This window comes from Aeromonas lusitana (assembly GCF_002812985.1).
Lineage (GTDB): Bacteria > Pseudomonadota > Gammaproteobacteria > Enterobacterales > Aeromonadaceae > Aeromonas > Aeromonas lusitana.
Genome location: NZ_PGCP01000028.1, coordinates 58012 through 76823, shown reverse-complemented (window position 1 = coordinate 76823; position 18812 = coordinate 58012). Strand labels below are relative to the sequence as shown.

The window sequence follows — 18812 nt, the reverse complement described above, 5'->3', positions numbered from 1 at the left end:
GATTGAAGAATTTGCCTGGCGGCCATAGCGCCGTGGAACCACCTGATCCCATGCCGAACTCAGAAGTGAAACGCGGTAGCGCCGATGGTAGTGTGGCATTCGCCATGCGAGAGTAGGACACTGCCAGGCACCCAATTCGAGATTGCGCAATAAGCGTAATTTCAACAAGTTAGTATGCTGATATGGCTCAGTTGGTAGAGCGCATCCTTGGTAAGGATGAGGTCCCCAGTTCGACTCTGGGTATCAGCACCACTAAATATTAAAGCCTCCCAATCGGGAGGCTTTTTTGTATCCGCATTTCTCAGTTCACCGATATCTGCCTGGCATCGAGATAGAAGCGGGCCTGCCCCGACTGCTCTATCTGGATCGCCGCCAGCAGCTTCTCCCCGCGTTTGTATTCCCAGCTCTTTTCGATCGTGGTCAGAGGGGGCTTGCGAATACCCAGGGTCTGCAAGTACTCGTGAAACAGGCTGGCGCTGCCGATCTCGGTCAATCCTGCTTTCATCCCAATCACTCCTTTATTGTGGTCCTTTATCAATGGTAGCGTTTTCATATGTATTCAATATGAACGCTTTTCTATTAAATTGATCCAAGCTAAGTTACCGAATGAAAAAGGCGCAATTTTCCTAAAATAGGGAATAAAAACATGCTGATAAAGAATGTGAGGCTGGTCGGGCGAGAAGGGTTTTGGCAGATCCTGTGTCACCAAGGTCAAATTTCGGCCATCGAACCCATGACCACGTCACTTCCATCTGAGGTGGAGCTGGATGGGGAGGAGGGCCTTGCCATCGCCCCCTTCATCGAGCCTCACATTCACCTCGATACCACCCAGACGGCGGGGGAGCCGAGCTGGAACCTGTCCGGCACCCTGTTCGAGGGGATAGAGCGCTGGGCAGAGCGCAAGGCACTGCTGACCCACGAGGACGTCAAGCGCCGCGCCATCCAGACCCTGAAATGGCAGATAGCCAACGGCATCCAGTTCGTGCGCACCCATGTGGATGTGTCCGACCCCAAGCTGGTTGCGCTCAGGGCCATGCTGGAGGTGCGCGAGGAGATGAAGGAGTGGGTCGAGTTGCAGATAGTGGCCTTCCCGCAGGAGGGGATCCTCTCCTACCCCAACGGCAAGGCCTTGCTGGAAGAGGCGCTCCAACTGGGAGCCGACGTGATCGGTGCCATCCCTCACTTCGAGTTCACCCGGGAGTACGGGGTAGAGAGCCTGCACCATATCTTCGCGCTGGCAGAGCAATATGGCGTACTGGTCGATGTGCACTGCGACGAGATAGACGACGAGCAGTCCCGCTTTATCGAAACGTTGGCAACGCTTGCTTATGAGCGTGGCATGGGGGCCAGGGTTACCGCCAGCCACACCACCGCCATGCACTCCTACAACGGGGCTTATGCCTCCCGTCTGTTCCGTCTGCTGCGCATGGCCGACATCAACTTCGTGGCGAACCCCCTGGTGAACATTCATCTGCAGGGGCGCTTCGATACCTATCCCAAACGCCGCGGCGTCACCCGGGTGAAGGAGATGCTGGAGGCGGGCATCAATGTCTGTTTCGGCCACGACGACGTGTTCGACCCCTGGTATCCCATGGGCACGGGCAACATGCTGCAGGTGTTGCACATGGGGCTGCATGTCTGTCAGATCATGGGCTATGAGCAGATCAACGACGGCTTGAAGCTGATCGGTGAGCACAGCGCCCGCACCCTCAATGTGCAGGACAGATACGGCATCGAGGTGGGCAAGCCCGCCAACCTGCTGATCCTGCCGGCGGAGAACGGCTTCGATGCGGTGCGCCGTCAGGTGCCGGTGCGCTACTCCATCCGTCACGGCAAGGTGATTGCGCAGACCCAGCCGGCCCAGACTTCGTTGCACCTGGCCACCACCGAGCCGGTGGATTTTCGCCGTTAAACCCTGATGGATTGATCCCGGCGCTGTCACTTGCGGCGGCGCTTTTGCATAATCCCCCATATTAGCCTGACAGGACGGAGTCCGTTTCGATGCAAACCTGGTTATTTGTGGCCGTCGGCGGCGCCATCGGCGCCTGCCTGCGCTTTGGCATGACGGAGTTGTTCGCCCTGCTGTTTGGTCGCAGCTTTCCCTACGGCACCCTGGCGGTGAACGTGATCGGCTCCTTCATCATGGGGCTGGCGTTCGCGCTCATCAGCCACGGCCATGTGCTGGAGAGTCCGATGAAACCGCTGCTGATGGTGGGTATTTTGGGGGCTTTGACTACCTTCTCCTCCTTTGCCCTGGATACTGTGCTGCTGGCCCAGCAGGGAGCCTATCTGAAGGCGCTGCTCAACATGGGCCTCAACGTCTTCCTCTGTCTCGCCATGGTGGTGCTGGGGATGCAGCTGGTCGCGAGCCGGGTATGAGAAGCAGCCAGCCATCTCGTTAGAAGCCGCTGAGCCAGGTTCCTCTACGGAACCTCATCTTGCCGACCGATTCCCATGACGGGCAGTAAACCGGTTCTTAGGTGTCCGGACGCTGGCGGCTCTGGTAAACTGGCGGCCATTCTTTGCTCTATGGGTGTTTGAGGGATGTCGGAACAGACGAATACTACGCATTTTGGCTATAAAACCGTGGCGGCGACCGAGAAGGAAACTCTGGTGGCTGGCGTCTTCCATTCGGTGGCGGCCAAGTATGATCTGATGAACGACCTGATGTCGTTCGGCATTCACCGCCTCTGGAAGCGCTTCACAATCGACTGCTCAGGCGTGCGTAAAGGTCAGAAAGTGCTGGATTTGGCCGGTGGTACAGGGGATTTGACTGCCAAATTCTCCCGCATCGTCGGTGAAACCGGTCAGGTGGTGCTGGCGGACATCAACGACTCCATGCTGAAGGTGGGCCGTGACAAGCTGCGCAACCTGGGGGTGGCGAACAACGTCTCCTACGTGCAGGCCAACGCCGAGGCGCTGCCCTTCCCGGATAACCACTTCGACGTCATCACCATCGGCTTCGGCCTGCGCAACGTCACCGACAAGGACAAGGCGCTCGCCTCCATGTATCGGGTGCTCAAGCCGGGCGGACGCCTGCTGGTGCTGGAGTTCTCCAAGCCCGAGAGCGAGGTGATCGCCAAGCTGTATGACCTCTACTCCTTCAAGCTGTTGCCCAAGATGGGCGAACTGGTGGCGAACGACAGCGAGAGCTACAAGTACCTGGCGGAATCCATTCGCATGCACCCGGATCAGCAGACCCTGAAGGGCATGATGGAGAACGCCGGCTTCGATCAGGTGGACTTCTACAACCTGACCCAGGGCGTGGTCGCCCTGCACCGTGGATACAAGTTTTAAGGTTGCCTATGCCGATGGATGCCATGGTCACCGCGGTGATCGAAACCAGCCTCAACCAGCTGCTGAATCTCGACAAACAGAGCCCGGAGCGGCTGCGCAAGCTGGCGGGCAAGGTGCTCAAGCTGGAGTTGCGTGAACTCAAGCCGCTCTGGTTCGTGTTCTCCGAGCGCCGCCTCGACGTGCTGGCCCAGTTCGAGGGGGAGGCCGATGCGGTGCTGAGCCTGTCGCTGACGGCCTTGGGCCTGCTCAAAGACCCCTCCGCCCTGACTCGCTATATCCGCGAGGAGAAACTGGACCTGAGCGGAGATCCCCAGCTGGTACAGGCGTTCAGCGCCCTGCTGGGAGAGCTCGACATCGACTGGGAAGAAGAACTCTCTCGCTATACCGGTGACGTGCTGGCTCACACCCTGTGCGGCGGTGCCCGTCAGGCGCGTCGTCTGGTGGGGCGCGAGCTGTGTCGCACCCAGCGCCAGCTGGCCGAGTACCTGACCGAAGAGGCTCGCCTCGCCCCGGGTCCGCTCGAGGTCGCCAGTTTCAGCGATGACGTCGAGCTGCTGGCCCAGCACATGAAGGCCGTCGAGTTGCGGCTCGCCCGCCTCGAACAGCAGGTGAGCTGATGACCCCGAAGGAGTTCAAACGCCTCTATCGCATCGTCAGCATCCTGCTGGAGCAGGGCATCGACGAGCTGGTCCCCGCCCGCTATCAACCCTGGCCCGGCCGTCTGCTGCGCCGCAGCCTGTTCTGGCTCAAGAACAAGCAGCCGGATCTGAGTCGTGGTGCCCGCATCCGTCTCGCCTTCGAGGCGCTCGGCCCCATCTTCATCAAGTTCGGCCAGATGCTGTCGACCCGGCGCGATCTGTTGCCGCCGGACATCGCCGAGGAGCTGGCTCTGCTGCAAGACAGGGTACCCCCCTTCTGTGGTCAGGCCGCCCGTCGCCAGATAGAGGCGAGCCTGGGTTGTCCCATCGAGACCCTGTTCGACGACTTCGACGAGACGCCGCTGGCGTCCGCCTCCATCGCCCAGGTGCACACCGCGACATTGAAAGAGAACGGTCGCGAGATCGTCATCAAGGTGATCCGCCCGGACATAGAGCCCGTCATCGAGGCGGATCTGCGCCTGATGCAGGCGGTGGCCAGACTTGCGGCGCGCTTCGTGCCCCAGAGCGCACGGCTGCGCCCGGTGGAAGTGGTGGAAGAGTATCGCAAGACCATACTCGACGAGCTGAACCTGATGCGCGAGGCCGCCAACGCCATCCAGCTGCGCCGCAACTTCACCGGCTCCGATGCCCTCTATGTGCCCGAGGTGTTTACCGAGCACTGCCGCGAGCAGGTGCTGGTGATGGAGCGCATCTACGGCATCCCGGTCTCCGACATCGGAACGCTGGAGGCCAACGGCACCAACATGAAGCTGCTGGCCGAGCGCGGGGTGGAGGTGTTCTTCACCCAGGTGTTCCGCGACAGCTTCTTCCATGCTGACATGCACCCGGGCAATATCTTCGTCTCCCATGAGCACCCCGAGAATCCACTCTGGATCGGCATCGACTGCGGCATCGTCGGCACCCTCAACCGGGAAGACAAGCGCTACCTGGCGGAGAACTTCCTCGCCTTCTTCAACCGGGACTATCGCCGGGTGGCCGAGCTGCACGTGGAGTCTGGCTGGGTACCCGCCGACACCAAGGTGGACGAGTTCGAGTTTGCCATCCGCACTGTGCTGGAGCCCATCTTCGAGAAGCCGCTGTCCGAGATCTCCTTCGGCCACGTGCTGCTGAATTTGTTCAACACAGCCCGCCGCTTCAACATGCAGGTGCAGCCGCAGCTGGTGCTGCTTCAGAAGACCCTGCTTTACGTGGAAGGGTTGGGGCGTCAGCTCTATCCCCAGCTGGATCTGTGGCAGACCGCCAAGCCCTACCTGGAGAGCTGGATGCACCAGCAGGTGGGCCCCAAGGCGGTGCTGAATGCCATCAAGGAGAAGGCGCCGTTCTGGGCCGAGAAGCTGCCTGAGTTGCCTGAGCTGGTCTACGAGACCCTGCGCCAGGCACGCCATCAGCAGCATCACTTCGATCAGATGTTCGCCGATTTTCGCAAACACAGCCGCCGTCAGGGACAGGCTCGCTACCTCTTAGGGGTTGGAGCCAGCCTGCTGCTCGCGGGTGTATTCTTGCTGACCCAGAAACAACACATTGAGTGGGGACAAATTACCCTCGCCGGTGCCGGTGTATGCTGGTTGCTCGGTTGGTGGAAGGCTCGTTCACACTAAACACACACTCGCGTACTTTAACGCCTGTTCTGGAGAAATAACGGACTGGTATCAGCATCGTTATTCTTGAATGACAAACAAGCGCACCTTAACGCTAATTTTGGAGACATATCATGGGTGGTATCAGTATCTGGCAGTTGTTGATCATCGCAGTCATCGTCGTACTGTTGTTCGGCACCAAGAAGTTGCGCGGGATCGGTGGCGATCTGGGCGCGGCGGTGAAAGGGTTCAAGAAGGCGCTGTCGGATGATCCGGCCGATGCCAAGTCTGAGCAGAAAGACGCGGAGTTCCCGCCAAAGCAGTTGAACGAGACGGCCAACAGCGCCGACACCACCAAGCAGAAAGACAAAGATCAGGCCTAAGCCATGTTCGACATCGGTTTTTGGGAGCTGGTCGTCATCGGCGTGGTGGCCCTGGTGGTGCTGGGGCCCGAGCGGCTGCCGGTCGCCATCCGCACGGCGGCCCACTGGATCAAGCTCATCCGCAGTACCGCCAACTCGGTCAAGTCCGAGTTGGAGCAGGAACTCAAGTTGCAAGAGCTGCACAATGACCTGAAGAAGGCCGAATCTTTGCAGATGAGCAACCTGAGCCCGGATCTGCAGGAGTCCATCGAGCAGTTGAAGGCGGCCGCCCAGTCGGTGAACCGCCCCTATCAGCCGCAGCCTGAGCCGCAAAACGAGATCCGTCCGCCCAGGCCCGAGCCAGAACCCGCCAAGGTGGCGGACGCCGAGCCCGTGGCTGCGGCTCCCGAACCGCAGAGCATAGAGTTGACGGCATCCTCCACGTTGCCAGATGCGGCGCGTGAGAAAGGGGAGGTGAAGTCATGAGTCAGGCCGAACAACCCCTGATCACCCATCTGATCGAGCTGAGAACCCGGCTGATGCGCGCCCTGGCGGCCATTCTGCTGGTGTTCCTCGCGCTCATCTATTTCTCCAACAACATCTACGACTTCGTGGCCCAGCCGCTGCTCAGCCAGCTGCCTGCAGGCACCAGCATGATAGCGACGGATGTGGCGACCCCCTTCATCACCCCGATCAAGCTGACCCTGGTGGTCTCCTTCTTCGTGGCGATCCCCTATCTGCTGTATCAGGCCTGGGCCTTCATCGCCCCGGGTCTGTACCAGCATGAGCGGCGCCTCATCATGCCCCTGGTGGCATCCAGTGCCGTACTCTTCTACGCCGGCATGGCGTTCGCCTACTACGTGGTGTTCCCGCTGGTGTTCGGCTTCTTCACCAGCACGGCGCCCGCTGGGGTGACGGTGGCGACCGACATCGCCAGCTACCTGGACTTCGTGCTCACCCTGTTCTTCGCGTTCGGGGTGGCCTTCGAGATCCCGGTGGCCACCATACTGCTGTGCTGGACCGGGGTAACCACCCCCAAGAGCCTGCGGGAGAAACGCCCCTACGTCATCGTCGGGGTCTTCGTGGTGGGTATGTTGCTGACGCCACCGGATGTCTTCTCCCAGACCCTGCTGGCGATCCCCATGTGGGCCCTGTGGGAGGTTGGCCTCTTCTTCGCCCGCTTCTACGTGAAGCAAGAGGATGAAGAGCAACAGGAACAGGCAGACGGGGAGAGCTGAGGCTCTGTTCGTCACCTTTTTGCCGGACCGCGAGAGGCTGACGAAGCCCCAGGAATATTAAGAATGAGGGGGAGCTTAGGCTCCCTTCCTCTTTTCATGCCTTCCGCACAGGCGTATGGTGAGGCCCCATCGAGAAGGTGGTTTTCAACTACCTGATATCTCTTCTCTTTGTTCGGAGTATCCCGCGTCATGATCGACATAGGTGTCAATCTCACCAGCAGCCAGTTCAGCGGCGAGCAAGCCGACCTCGTGGCACGCGCCCGCGTCGCCGGGGTCGAGGGGCTGATCCTCACCGGCACCTGCCTGGCGGGCAGCCGGGAGAGTGCCGAGCTTGCAGCCCAGTGGCCGGGCTACTGTTTCTCCACTGCCGGTGTGCATCCCCACGATGCCAAGAGCGTCGATGGGGATACCCTGCCTGCGCTGCGTGAACTGGCGGCCCTGCCCCAGGTGGTGGCCATCGGCGAGTGCGGCCTCGACTACAACCGCGACTTCTCCCCAAGGCCGGTGCAAGACCAGGTATTCGACGCCCAGCTGGCCCTGGCCGCCGAGCTGAATATGCCGGTGTTCCTGCACTGCCGCGATGCCCACGAACGCTTCATCGAGATCCTGGGCCCCTGGCTGCCGAGATTGCCGGGCGCCGTGCTGCACTGCTTCACCGGCTCAGATGCCGAGCTGGACGAGTGCCTCGCGCTCGGGCTGCACATAGGTGTCACCGGCTGGCTGTGCGACGAGCGCCGTGGCCAGTTGCTGCGCGAGCAAGTGGCACGGATCCCGGCCGGTCGGCTGATGATAGAGACGGATGCCCCCTATCTGGTGCCACGGGATCTGACACCCAGACCCAAGCGCAACGAACCTGCTTATCTGCCGCACATCGCCAAGGTGGTGGCGGCCTGTCGTGGTGAGACGCCCGAGGCCTTGCTGGCCCACACCCGGGCCACCTCAGCCGCGTTCTTCCAACTTCCACTCCAGGAGTGACTCATGGCTACAACTCTTCCGGGCGCCTTCCCTGGCCGCCGCCTGCGCCGGGTGCGCAAGAATGACTTCAGCCGTCGTCTGGTGCGTGAAAACACGCTGACCGTCGACGATCTCATCTATCCGGTGTTCGTGCTGGAAGGGGTGAACCAGCGTGAAGCCGTCGTCTCCATGCCGGGGGTGGATCGCCTCTCCATCGATCTGCTGTTGGAGGAGGCCGCGGAACTGGTGGCCCTCGGCGTGCCCGCCATCGCCCTGTTCCCGGTGACCCCGCTGGAGAGCAAGAGCCTGCTGGCGGAAGAGGCCTATAGCCCGGACGGTCTGGCCCAGCGCGCGACCCGCGCCCTCAAGGCCCGTTTCCCGGAGCTAGGGGTCATCACGGATGTGGCGCTGGATCCCTTCACCACCCACGGCCAGGACGGCATTATCGATGACGAAGGCTATGTGATGAATGACATCACCACCGAGATCCTGGTGAAGCAGGCGCTCTCCCATGCCGCCGCCGGGGCCGACATAGTGGCACCGTCCGACATGATGGATGGCCGCATCGGCGCCATCCGCGCGGCGCTGGAGGAGAACGGCTTCATCAACGTGCAGATCATGGCCTACTCCGCCAAGTACGCCTCCTGCTACTATGGTCCGTTCCGCGATGCGGTGGGTTCTGCCGGCAACCTCGGCAAGAGCAACAAGGCCACCTATCAGATGGACCCGGCCAACGACAATGAGGCCCTGCACGAGGTGGCGTTGGACATCCAGGAAGGGGCTGACAGCGTCATGGTCAAGCCGGGCATGCCGTATCTGGACGTGATCCGCCGGGTCAAGGATCAGTTCGGCGTGCCGACCTTCGCCTATCAGGTGAGCGGTGAATATGCCATGCACATGGCGGCCATCCAGAACGGCTGGCTGAAGGAGAAGGAGTGCATCCTGGAGTCCCTGGTCTGCTTCAAGCGGGCCGGTGCCGACGGCATCCTCACCTACTTCGCCAAGCGGGTCGCCCAGTGGCTGCAGGAAGATGCTCGCCGGAGCTGAACGGCTTGAGCGAATGAAAAAAATGCCAGTCGATACGACTGGCATTTTGCTTTTCAGGGGGTGGCGCGGGCTTCATCTATCAGGCTGTCCGGGCCGAGTACCTGGGGTAGCACCCTGGGCTCGCGCTGGCCAGGGGTATACCAGAGGTAGAGCGGCACACCGGAGCGACCGTGCTGCGCCAGGAAGGCGGTGATCCCGGGATCGCCCTGGGTCCAATCCCCCCGCATCACCTCGACACCCGCCTCGGCAAAGGCCTGTTCTGTGGCGCGGCGATCGATGGCGATCTGCTCGTTGACCTTGCAGGTCATGCACCAGTCGGCGGTGAAGTAGAGAAACACCGGCTTGTCCCCCGCTCTCAGGACCTCCAGCTTGGCTGGATCGAAGGCGAGCCGGTTGGCGGGCTGGGACTGGGTGGCGCGCTCGCTCATCTGGCTCAGACCGAGAGGGATGACGAGGGCGGCAGCCAAGACTGCAGGCAGCCAGGCCTGCGGCTTCATCCCTCGCTGGCGCAGGCCGGTCAGCCAGAGGCCGAACGTCAGCAGCATGGCACAGCCCAGGCTGGCGGTCAGCGCGTTGGCGGACACCTGTTGGCCGAGCACCCACGACAGCGCCAGCATGGTCAGGAACATGGGGACGGCAAGCAGGCGGCGAAGGGTCGCCATCCAGAGCCCGGGTTTCGGCATCCGGCGCTGTAAGGCCGGGACAAACCCCAGCAGCAGGAAGGGCAGCGCTATGCCGAACCCCAATCCGGCGAACACCAGCATGCCCGCCAGGGGCGGCAGGATCAGGGCGGTGCCGAGCGCCGCCGCCATGAAGGGGCCGGTGCAGGGGGTGGCGACAAAGGCGGCGAGGGCGCCGGTCCAGAACGCCCCGGCGACGCTGCTGCGGCGGGTCAGTCCGGCTCCGGCGTCGAGAGTGCTCAGCTCAAACAGGCCGGCCATGTTGAAGGCGATGACGCAGGTCAGCAGCAGCAACAGCAGTATCATGCGTGGATCCTGCAGCTGGAAGGCCCAGCCGAGCTGGGCACCGCCCGCCCGCATGGCCAGCAGCACGCCACCGAGCAGCATGCAGGTCGCCATCACCCCGGCGGTATAGGCCAGCGCCTCGCGCCGCGCGGCACGGGCGCTGGCACCGGCCCGTGCCAGGCTCATCGCCTTGAGGCTGAGGATGGGGAAGACGCAGGGCATCAGGTTCAGCAGCAGGCCACCGGCGATCGCCCCGGCCAGCGCCAGCAGCAGGGCGGTTGTACCGCTCTCACCCCTGGCCGGTGCGGCGGCAAGCCTGGCGTCCAGATCCAGCCCAAGGCCGTTACCAAGTGCCAGGGTCGCCTCGAATGCCTCGGCCGGGCTGGCACCCGCCCGGGTCTCGACGATGAGCAGATCGCCCCGACGCTCGAACCGCTGGGGGGCGGCATCGACGATGGCCTGTTTGGTGGCGCTGAAGAGGTGCGGCTCATCGATTTCTATGCTGGCGGGGAGCGGTACCTCGAGGCGCAGCCGTTGCTTATCGACGGTGAAGCTGACGGGGGAGCCGAGCGGTCTGGGTAGTGCCTGACGCCACTTGGTAAAGTTGGCGGCGAGGGCGGCATCGGCTTCGCCGTGGCCGACGTGCAGCGTGATCTGCAGGCTGGCACGCTCCGGGACGCAGGCGTCGTGACGGCAGGCCAGATACTGCATGTCGAGGCGGATCGGCAGTTGGGTGCCCAGGGCCATCCCCTCGGCGACGGAGAGCTCGGCCAGCAGCGCGTAGGGTTGGCCGTAGACATGGTTCATGATGCCGTCGATCTGCAGGGTCTGGGGGAGCGGATAAGCCACCTCGCCGACGCTGACACCATCGGGCAGGTGCCAGGTCAGTCTGGGGGCCAGGCCGACATCCCCCGGCTGCTTCCAGTAGCCGTGCCATTCCCCTTGAGGGGTCATCTTGATCGCCAGGGTGGTGGTGCCGTTGGCGGCCGGGGTGGGGCTGGCGGCGTGCAGGGAGGAGGCGATTAGCACCTCCTCGGCGCCGGGCATATCCGCTGCGGCCAGCATGGGGGCGCTCAGGCTCAGGCAGAGCCAAAGTAGCAACCGCTTCAGGGAGTCGAGTTTCATGGGTCTCTTCGTGCGGGAGAAAAAAAGACACCAGCCAGTGGGGCCGGTGTCCATGACGTCTGACGGTTACTTCAGCTGCTTGACGGCGTCGGCAAGGTCGCGATCCTGCGGGCTCAGGATGCGGGCGACGCGGCCCTGGCTATCCAGTAGCACCACGCTGGGGATGTCGCGCACCCCGAAGGCACGGAACAGGGAATCATCTTCGTTCAGTGCCAGCGGCAGAGTGCTGCCCGAACTTTTCTGGTAATCCTGCAGGTCGGCCACCGAGACCCAGAGTCCGGAGGAAACCCCCAGCCACTCTACGCCCTTCTCGCTCGCCATCAGCTTTTCGGCCTCTTCGCGCACGAACTGGCAGTTCTTGGCGGTCTGCGGGCGGCTCTCGGCCAGGTAGGATTCACACCAGGGGGCGAAGAAGACGATGGCGCGCGGCTTCTGGTTCGCGGCGGCGAAGTCCACTTGCCGGCCATCCAGCTGGGTGATCCCAAGATTGCTCACCTTGTCGCCCACGGCGAAGGTGGGGGTTGCGGTGGCGCTGGTGGCCTGAGCGATTGGCTGTGGCTCTTCGGAGATCGCCTGTTGCAGTGCCGTGTGCAGGGCCTGGTCTTCCAGATGACCCACGTGCATGATCTTGCCATCGCGCCCGATCACCACATGCTGGGGGGTGACCCTCAGGTTCAGCGCGGTCGCCAGGGTACCGTCATCGATGGCGATGGGCATGGTCAGGCCCAGCTCCTTGCGGTAGGCGCGAATGGCGTCGGCGTCGTCAGAGAAGCCGGTGTTGACGGCGATCACCTGGATCTGGTCGCCAAACTTCTGCTCTATGGTCTCAAAGCCCGGCATCTGCTGGCGGCAAGGCACGCACCAGGTGGCCCAGAACTTCAGATAGACCGGTTTTTTCCCATAGAGTTCGGCCAGATCGAGCTGTTTGCCATCCAGGGTGGTCAGCTTGGCCGCCGGAGCCGGTTGGCCGATCAAGGCGCTGCCTGCGCTCTTGGCGCGTCGCTCGCCTTCGGCGTCGTAGCTGTTGTCGTCCGCCCAGGCAGGCTGGCTGATGCCGAGCAGGAGCAACAGGGTGGCTAGGGGTTTGATCACAGAGGGCAGGGACAAGACGGACTCCTTACTACTTTCGAACATGTATCGTGGATGGTTTAATGACACATTTTAGCCAGTTTGACAGTCCAGTAATAAGGACCATGAATGCCTGTTTTCAATGTACCATCGCGGACATGGGCCAGCGCCCATGACTGAGCTGCACATAGCGCTGCGGCGCGAAGCCGGGAGCTCGCTAGCCGACCAGATCGCCACGGCCATCGGCCAGTCGATCCGCCAGGGCTCGCTCTATGCGGGGGCCAGGCTGCCCTCGTGGCGGGATCTGAGTATCCAGCTCGGCGTCGCGCGGGGCACAGTCCGTGCCGCTTATGAGCGGTTGATCGATGAGCAGCTGATCGTCTCGCAGGGGGCGGCGGGGACCTTCGTCGCCCAGTGCCTGCCGGTGGACTCGCCGCCCGACCTCAGGGTACAAGCCAATCCCTTGCCCGAGCTCTACCAGCATCCCTTCGGCGAGCGTCCCCAGGTGTTTCAAGTCGGCGTGCCCGCGCAGGATGGCTTTCCCGGCAAGCTGTGGTCCCGGGTGGCGGCCCAGGCTGCCAGTCAGGCCGCCATGGCAACGGTCAGCTATCCCGATCCCCGCGGCGAGCTGACGCTGCGCACCGAGATCGCCGCCTATCTGTCCGTGGCCCGCGGGATCGGCTGCTCGCCGGCCCAGATCCTCATCACCTCGGGGTACAGCGGTGCCCTTGGGCTGCTTGTCCACGGCCTTGGCTTGCAGGGGAAAGAGGCCTGGATTGAGGATCCGGGCTATCCACTGTCCCGGATGGCCCTCGCCATGGCGGGGGTGACGCCGGTACCGATCCCGGTCGATACGCAAGGGCTGGATGTTGATGCGGGGATAGCCAGTGCGGCGGACGCTGCGCTGGCCATAGTCACCGCCGGCCAGCAGGCGCCGCTGGGCATGACCCTCTCCCTCGCCCGCCGCCACCGGTTGCTGGAGTGGGCCGCCAGTCGCGGCGGCTGGATCGTCGAGGATGATTACCTGAGCGAGTTGCAACTCACCGGCCGGGCGGCGCCAGCCCTGGCTTCTCTGGATCGCCATGGCCGGGTCATCTATGTCGGTACCTTCAGCAAGACCATCAGCCCCAGCCTGCGTCTCGGTTTCATGGTGGTGCCGCCGGCCCTGGCCAGCAAGATGGGGGATGTGGCTGCCGCACTCGCGCCAGCAGCCTCGGTGGCGAGCCAGTTGGCGCTCGCGGAGTTCATGCGCAAGGGACACTATCTGCGTCATTTGCGCAAGATGAAGCGGATGTACCGTGCGCGGGCGGCGGCGCTGCAACAGGTCCTGCCGGTACCCGCCGAGGCGGTCAGCATGGCGGGGCTGGCGCTGCTGCTGCACCTGCCTCAGGGCTGCGATGATGTCGCCATCGTGCGCCAGGCCCAGGCTGTCGGACTGGCGCCAGCTCCCCTGTCCGTCTGGTTTGCAGACCCGGCGCGCGCGAGATCGGGTCTGCTGCTGGGGATCACCAATCTGCCGCAAGAGGGACTGGAGGATTGTTGTGCCCGCCTGATGCGCCTGATAGGGCCAGGTGCAGGGCAGGAGGGCCCGCCCTCGTCGTCGTCGATGACCGATCTGGCGATTTAATAGACAAGGGTCGCGAAAAGTGGGTAGTTGCCCCTGTTATTGGCGGCAAAGGCTTGATAAATGGGGTTTCTGCCTACATCTTAGATGGTCCAAGCAAGCTTCTGGACGGCAGGGGCTGTAGAGCATTTAGAGGTACCCAGGTATGAACAACCCTTTGCTGACAATGGACTCGCTGCCTCCTTTCAGCCAGATCCAGCCTGATCAGGTGCAACCTGCCGTGACGCAGGCCATCGCCGATTGCAAACAGAAGATCGAAGACGTGCTGGCCCAGCGCGAGCCCCACACCTGGGACAGCCTGATCGCGCCGCTGGAAGAGGTCAACGACCGATTGGCGCGCATCTGGTCGCCGGTGAGCCACCTCAACTCCGTACTCAATAGCGAGGCGCTGCGCGCGGCCCACGACGCCTGCCTGCCGCTGTTGTCCGAATTCCAGACCTATGTCGGCCAGCACGAAGGCCTCTACCAGGCCTATCTGGCCCTGGCCGAGAGCGACGACTTCCCGCTCCTGAGCAGCGCCCAGCGCAAGGAGATCCAGAATACCCTGCGCGACTTCCGCCTGTCTGGCATCGGCCTGCCCGCCGAAGCGCAGCAGCGCTACGGCGAGATCCAGGCCCGCCTCTCCGAGCTGGCCTCCCGCTTCAGCAACAACGTGCTGGATGCGACCCAGGGCTGGAGCAAGCTGGTGACTGACGAGGCTGAACTGGCCGGTCTGCCCGCCAGTGCCCTGGCCGCCGCCCGCCAGTTGGCGGAGCACAAGGGTCAGCAGGGCTGGTTGTTCACCCTGGATATCCCTTCTTATTTGCCGATGATGATGTATGCGGACAACAGCGCCCTGCGCGCCGAGCTGTATGAGGCCTTCACCACCCGCGCCTCGGATCAGGGCCCGAACGCCGGCAAGTGGGACAACTCCGCCATCATGACCGAGCTGCTCAGCTTGCGCCGCGAGCTGGCCAAGCTGCTCGGCTTTGGTAACTATGCCGAATTGTCGCTTGCCACCAAGATGGCGGACAAGACCGAGCAGGTGGTGTGCTTCCTCACGGATCTGGCGGCCAAGTCCCTGCCCCAGGGCAAGGCCGAGCTGGAAGAGATCCGCGCCTTCGCCACGGAGCAACACGGTCAGAGCGAGCTGGCGGCCTGGGATATCCCTTATTACGCCGAGAAGCTCAAGCAGCACAAGTTCTCCATCTCCGACGAGCAGCTGCGTCCCTATTTCCCCGCCAACCGGGTGGTGAAGGGCCTGTTCGAGGTGGTACGCCGGGTGTTCGGCATGAAGGTGCGCGAGCGCCTCGGTATCGACACCTGGCATCCGGACGTGCGCTTCTACGACATCTTCGATGCCGAAGATGAGCTGCGCGGCAGCTTCTACCTGGATCTCTACGCCCGCGAACACAAGCAGGGCGGCGCCTGGATGGATGTCTGCCTGGGTCGTCGCTACCGTCAGGACGGTTCACTGCAAAAGCCGGTGGCCTACCTGACCTGCAACTTCAACGGCCCTGTGGATGGCAAGCCGGCCCTGTTCACCCACAACGAGGTGGTGACCCTGTTCCACGAGTTCGGTCACGGCATCCATCACATGCTGACCCAGATCGACGTGGCCGGGGTGGCTGGCATCAACGGCGTGGCCTGGGATGCGGTCGAGCTGCCGAGCCAGTTCCTGGAGAACTGGTGCTGGGAGTCCGAGGCGCTGGCCTTTATCTCCGGTCATCACGAGACCGGCGAGCCGCTGCCCGCGGATCTGCTGGAGAAGATGCTGACCGCCCGTAACTTCCAGGCGGCCATGCAGATGCTGCGCCAGCTGGAGTTCGCCCTGTTCGATTTCCGCCTGCACCAGGAGTTCGATCCGGCCAATCCCGAGCTGGTACCGACCCTGCTGGATCAGGTGCGCAGCCAGGTCGCCGTGATGACGCCGCCTGCGTTCAACCGCTTCCAGCACAGCTTCTCCCACATCTTCGCCGGCGGTTATGCGGCGGGCTACTACAGCTACAAGTGGGCCGAGGTGCTGTCGGCGGATGCCTTCTCCCGCTTCGAGGAGGAGGGGATCTTCAACCCGGCCACCGGTCAATCCTTCCTGAAAAACATCCTGGAGAAGGGCGGTTCAAAAGAACCCATGGAGCTGTTCCGTGCCTTCCGGGGCCGGGAGCCCCAAGTGGATGCACTGCTGCGGCATAGTGGGATCGCCGCGTGATTTTTGAGATAAAAAGGGACCGTCAGGTCCCTTTTTTCAAGGCTTTTGAATATCTTGCGGATAGCATGTTTGCACTGGCCCCGCCTCTTGAGTAGAGTCGGGTTCTACCTTCCAAGGAGAGAAAGAACCTTGCCATGAGGCGAGCACTCGAGTCTGTCTATCAAATCATCTCAAGCCTGTCTCATCTGAGCGGCAAGGGATATTTCGATACTTTTGTGAGTGAAATCGCCAAAGCGGTGGGGGCGGATCTCGTCCTTATTTCGGGGCAGGACCCCTCGGGCCTGTTCTTCACCATCCATGCCGCCCATCCTGCCACCCTGGACATAGGCTCCTACAGCTTTCCCCTTGCCAGCACCCCGGGCGAGATCGTCATGCAGCAGGGCGAAGCCTGGTTCAACGATCGCTCCTGCCAGCTGTTTCCCCATGCCGCCGTGCTGGAGCGCTGGCAGATCCGGGGCTACGCCGGCATCGCCCTGAAGAACGCCCAGGGCGAGACCATGGGGCTCTGCAGCGTCATGTTCAAACGGGCCATGCCCAGCATGGACAAGATCATGCGCTTGTTGCGCCTGCTGGCCCCGGTTGCCGGCCGCGAGCTGGCGCTCATGTATCAGCAGCAGCCCAAGCCCGCACCGCAGACACAGCCGGAGTATCACAGGTTCCTGGACACCATGATGTCCCATGCGCCGGTCGGTATCGGCAAGCTGGACCTCGAGGGGAAGATCCTCTGGGTCAACCCGGCCATCGAGAAGATGCTGGGCTACAGTCAACATGAACTGCAAAATCGCACCGCAGCAGAGATTAATCATCCAGAAGACTGGTTGGGTAGCATACCCTACTACGAAGAGCTGAGACGGGGAGAGCGTCCCGCCTTCACTCAGGAGAAGCGCTACCTGCATAGGGACGGCTCTGTGCTGTGGGGTCGGGTGACGGTGACGCTGATCCGCAACGAGCAGCTGCAGCCGGACTACCTGATGCTGCTGCTGGAGAATATCGACCCCATCAAGCGTCACGCCGAGCAGCTCAAGCTCTCCCACCGGGTCTATGACAACCTCTCCGAGGCCATACTGGTGTGCGATGCGGACAGCCGCATTATCTCGGTCAACCCGGCGTTCGAGAAGATCACCGGTTACAGCGAGGAGGAGGCCTGCGGCCAGCGCCCCAGCATGCTCAAGTCCGGGCTGCACGATCAGACCTTCTACGCCGATATGTACCATGCCCTGGAGCGGGTCGGGATCTGGCGTGGCGAGGTGTGGAACAAGCGCAAGAACGGCAAGCTCTACCCCCAGCAGCTGATGATCAGCGCCCTGCGGGAAGGGGGCAAGATCAGCCAGTACATCGCCATCTTCAGCGACCTCTCCCAGACCAAGCTGGCGGAGCAGAAGATCGCGGCCCAGGCGAACTACGACAACCTCACCGGCCTGCCGAACCGCTGGCTGTTCGGCCGCTGCCTCAGCCGCTTCTGCGAGCGGGGAGAGCGCTTCGCGCTTATGGTGCTGGATCTCAACAACTTCAAGGCGGTCAACAACAGCATGGATCACCACGTGGGTGATGCCCTGCTGCGGGAGGTGTCGGATCGGCTGGTGAGTCGGGTGCGTACCGAGGATCTGGTGGCCCGCATCGGCGGCGACGAGTTCGCCTTCCTGGTGCCCGGCATCGTCAATCGCCGCCAGGCCGAGGTGTTCGCCAAGCAGGTGATCGCCGGCTTCGCCCGTCCCTTCATGCTGGCCAATCAACACCTCTATGTGACGGCGACCTTAGGCATCACCCTCTGTCCCAGCGATGGCGCCGACAGCGACGAGCTGCTGCGCAACGCCGAGCAGGCGCTGTTCGTCGCCAAACGGCAGGGGCGGCCACTCGGGACCTACAGCGCCTCCATGCGGGAAGAGGTGAGCCAGCGTCACCAGATGCAGCAGGATCTGGCCGAAGCCATCAAGCTGGCTCAGCTGACCATGGCCTATCAGCCTATCTGGGATAACCGCAGCGGCCGGGTCGCCAAACTGGAGGCTTTGGTGCGCTGGTATCACCCCCACTGGGGTCAGGTCTCGCCGGCGGACTTCATCCCGTTGGCGGAAGAGGCGGGCCTCATCCAGGGGCTGGGCGCCCTGGTGCTGTGGCAGTCGTGCCGGGATCTGGCCCGTTTGCAGCAGTCCGGCTTCCCGGATCTGCAGATGTCCATCAACCGCTCCACCCTGGAGTTCCAGACCATAGATCCGGAGGCGAACGAGTGGCTGCGGGTGATCCGCCACTTCGGCCTGGACCCGGCGGACATCATTATAGAGATCACCGAATCCCTGCTGATGGAGAGCAGCGATCAGCACAGGGTGCGGATCGACGCCTTGCGTGAGGCGGGCTGCAAGCTGGCCATCGATGACTTCGGCACCGGCTACTCGGCGCTGAACTACCTGCGCACCTTCCCGGTGGATCTGGTGAAAATTGACCGCTCCTTCGTGCGACACATCCCGTTCAACGAACAAGACAGGCTGCTACTGGACGGCATCATCAACATAGTGCACAACCTCGGCATGCAGGTGGTGATCGAAGGGGTCGAGACCCGAGAACAGCTCAACTTCCTCTGCCAGAAGGGCTGCGCCTTCACCCAGGGTTATCTGCTCAGCCGCCCGCTGCCCTACGACGATCTGGTGGAATACCTGACCCTCAATCGCCAGGGGATGAACCTGGCCAATCTGACCACCGTGAGCTGATCCTCC

General features: G+C 62.7%; 16 protein-coding genes, 1 tRNA gene and 1 rRNA gene. 15 read left to right on the top strand and 3 right to left on the bottom strand.

The genetic code is table 11. The features are described 5' to 3' along the window. The first annotated feature begins 14 nt into the window (after positions 1–14). Both rrf and CUC44_RS16140 read left to right on the top strand, forming a co-directional pair. Positions 15–129: ribosomal RNA gene (gene rrf, locus CUC44_RS16145) — 5S ribosomal RNA — on the top strand. A 47-nt stretch (positions 130–176) separates the two neighbouring features. Next, positions 177–252 (top strand) — tRNA-Thr (locus tag CUC44_RS16140). A 49-nt stretch (positions 253–301) separates the two neighbouring features. On the opposite strand, the gene CUC44_RS16135 is transcribed toward CUC44_RS16140, so the two are convergent. Continuing rightward, positions 302–553 (bottom strand): hypothetical protein, encoded by a 252-nt coding sequence (locus CUC44_RS16135; protein ID WP_100860902.1) that lies wholly within the window; start codon positions 551–553, stop codon positions 302–304. Positions 554–646: 93 nt separating this feature from the next. Between CUC44_RS16135 and CUC44_RS16130 the strand changes: the two genes are divergently transcribed. The 10 genes from CUC44_RS16130 to hemB all read left to right on the top strand — a co-directional run bounded on the left by CUC44_RS16130 (position 647) and on the right by hemB (position 9134). Then, on the top strand, positions 647–1912 hold the full coding sequence (locus tag CUC44_RS16130; RefSeq protein ID WP_100860901.1) for a cytosine deaminase: 1266 nt from the start codon (positions 647–649) through the stop codon (positions 1910–1912). 89 nt (positions 1913–2001) lie between these two features. Beyond that, positions 2002–2379, top strand: coding sequence for a fluoride efflux transporter CrcB (crcB, locus tag CUC44_RS16125; RefSeq protein ID WP_100860900.1), 378 nt, complete (start codon positions 2002–2004; stop codon positions 2377–2379). Between the two features lie 165 nt (positions 2380–2544). Continuing rightward, positions 2545–3297, top strand: coding sequence for a bifunctional demethylmenaquinone methyltransferase/2-methoxy-6-polyprenyl-1,4-benzoquinol methylase UbiE (gene ubiE, locus CUC44_RS16120; RefSeq protein WP_042642725.1), 753 nt, complete (start codon positions 2545–2547; stop codon positions 3295–3297). A gap of 8 nt (positions 3298–3305) precedes the next feature. Then, positions 3306–3914, top strand: a complete 609-nt coding sequence (locus tag CUC44_RS16115; protein WP_100860899.1) for a ubiquinone biosynthesis accessory factor UbiJ — start codon at positions 3306–3308, stop codon at positions 3912–3914. Beyond that, a complete protein-coding gene (ubiB, locus tag CUC44_RS16110) occupies positions 3914–5554 on the top strand; it encodes a ubiquinone biosynthesis regulatory protein kinase UbiB (protein ID WP_100860898.1) in 1641 nt (546 codons plus the stop codon). Before CUC44_RS16115 ends, ubiB begins: the two co-directional genes overlap by 1 nt. A gap of 113 nt (positions 5555–5667) precedes the next feature. Further along, positions 5668–5916 carry a Sec-independent protein translocase subunit TatA gene (tatA, locus tag CUC44_RS16105; protein ID WP_100860897.1) on the top strand — a complete coding sequence of 83 codons (249 nt, stop codon included), beginning with the start codon at positions 5668–5670 and terminating at the stop codon, positions 5914–5916. 3 nt (positions 5917–5919) lie between these two features. Further along, the gene (tatB, locus tag CUC44_RS16100; RefSeq protein WP_100860896.1) at positions 5920–6381 is read left to right on the top strand and encodes a Sec-independent protein translocase protein TatB; all 462 of its coding nucleotides are present in this window, start codon (positions 5920–5922) and stop codon (positions 6379–6381) included. After that, positions 6378–7133, top strand: a complete 756-nt coding sequence (gene tatC / locus CUC44_RS16095) for a twin-arginine translocase subunit TatC (RefSeq protein ID WP_100860895.1) — start codon at positions 6378–6380, stop codon at positions 7131–7133. Before tatB ends, tatC begins: the two co-directional genes overlap by 4 nt. A 189-nt stretch (positions 7134–7322) precedes the next feature. Beyond that, complete coding sequence (locus CUC44_RS16090; RefSeq protein ID WP_100860894.1) at positions 7323–8108, top strand: TatD family hydrolase; 786 nt, start codon at positions 7323–7325, stop codon at positions 8106–8108. Between the two features lie 3 nt (positions 8109–8111). After that, positions 8112–9134: a porphobilinogen synthase gene (gene hemB, locus CUC44_RS16085; protein WP_100860893.1), complete on the top strand. Its 1023-nt coding sequence runs from the start codon at positions 8112–8114 to the stop codon at positions 9132–9134. 53 nt (positions 9135–9187) lie between these two features. On the opposite strand, the gene CUC44_RS16080 is transcribed toward hemB, so the two are convergent. After that, positions 9188–11224 carry a protein-disulfide reductase DsbD family protein gene (locus tag CUC44_RS16080; protein WP_100860892.1) on the bottom strand — a complete coding sequence of 679 codons (2037 nt, stop codon included), beginning with the start codon at positions 11222–11224 and terminating at the stop codon, positions 9188–9190. 66 nt (positions 11225–11290) lie between these two features. Further along, positions 11291–12331: a TlpA family protein disulfide reductase gene (locus CUC44_RS16075; RefSeq protein WP_208621081.1), complete on the bottom strand. Its 1041-nt coding sequence runs from the start codon at positions 12329–12331 to the stop codon at positions 11291–11293. Positions 12332–12464: 133 nt separating this feature from the next. Here CUC44_RS16075 and pdxR point away from each other — a divergent pair, with 133 nt between their 5' ends. The 3 genes from pdxR to CUC44_RS16060 all read left to right on the top strand — a co-directional run bounded on the left by pdxR (position 12465) and on the right by CUC44_RS16060 (position 18806). After that, entirely contained in the window at positions 12465–13919 is a 1455-nt protein-coding gene (pdxR, locus tag CUC44_RS16070) for a MocR-like pyridoxine biosynthesis transcription factor PdxR (RefSeq protein ID WP_100860890.1), read from the top strand. A gap of 142 nt (positions 13920–14061) precedes the next feature. After that, positions 14062–16104, top strand: coding sequence for an oligopeptidase A (gene prlC / locus CUC44_RS16065; protein ID WP_100860889.1), 2043 nt, complete (start codon positions 14062–14064; stop codon positions 16102–16104). A 134-nt stretch (positions 16105–16238) separates the two neighbouring features. Further along, positions 16239–18806, top strand: a complete 2568-nt coding sequence (locus CUC44_RS16060; RefSeq protein ID WP_100860888.1) for a sensor domain-containing phosphodiesterase — start codon at positions 16239–16241, stop codon at positions 18804–18806. The last annotated feature ends 6 nt before the right edge of the window (positions 18807–18812 follow it).

Coding starts and splice junctions, on each gene's coding strand:
- hemB (WP_100860893.1), top strand. CDS start 8,112: ATGGCTACAACTCTTCCGGGCGCCTTCCCTGGCCGCCGCCTGCGCCGG.
- CUC44_RS16080 (WP_100860892.1), bottom strand. CDS start 11,224: ATGAAACTCGACTCCCTGAAGCGGTTGCTACTTTGGCTCTGCCTGAGC.
- ubiE (WP_042642725.1), top strand. CDS start 2,545: ATGTCGGAACAGACGAATACTACGCATTTTGGCTATAAAACCGTGGCG.
- tatC (WP_100860895.1), top strand. CDS start 6,378: ATGAGTCAGGCCGAACAACCCCTGATCACCCATCTGATCGAGCTGAGA.
- tatA (WP_100860897.1), top strand. CDS start 5,668: ATGGGTGGTATCAGTATCTGGCAGTTGTTGATCATCGCAGTCATCGTC.
- prlC (WP_100860889.1), top strand. CDS start 14,062: ATGAACAACCCTTTGCTGACAATGGACTCGCTGCCTCCTTTCAGCCAG.
- crcB (WP_100860900.1), top strand. CDS start 2,002: ATGCAAACCTGGTTATTTGTGGCCGTCGGCGGCGCCATCGGCGCCTGC.
- CUC44_RS16060 (WP_100860888.1), top strand. CDS start 16,239: ATGAGGCGAGCACTCGAGTCTGTCTATCAAATCATCTCAAGCCTGTCT.
- CUC44_RS16090 (WP_100860894.1), top strand. CDS start 7,323: ATGATCGACATAGGTGTCAATCTCACCAGCAGCCAGTTCAGCGGCGAG.
- CUC44_RS16130 (WP_100860901.1), top strand. CDS start 647: ATGCTGATAAAGAATGTGAGGCTGGTCGGGCGAGAAGGGTTTTGGCAG.
- tatB (WP_100860896.1), top strand. CDS start 5,920: ATGTTCGACATCGGTTTTTGGGAGCTGGTCGTCATCGGCGTGGTGGCC.
- CUC44_RS16135 (WP_100860902.1), bottom strand. CDS start 553: ATGAAAACGCTACCATTGATAAAGGACCACAATAAAGGAGTGATTGGG.
- CUC44_RS16115 (WP_100860899.1), top strand. CDS start 3,306: ATGCCGATGGATGCCATGGTCACCGCGGTGATCGAAACCAGCCTCAAC.
- ubiB (WP_100860898.1), top strand. CDS start 3,914: ATGACCCCGAAGGAGTTCAAACGCCTCTATCGCATCGTCAGCATCCTG.
- pdxR (WP_100860890.1), top strand. CDS start 12,465: ATGACTGAGCTGCACATAGCGCTGCGGCGCGAAGCCGGGAGCTCGCTA.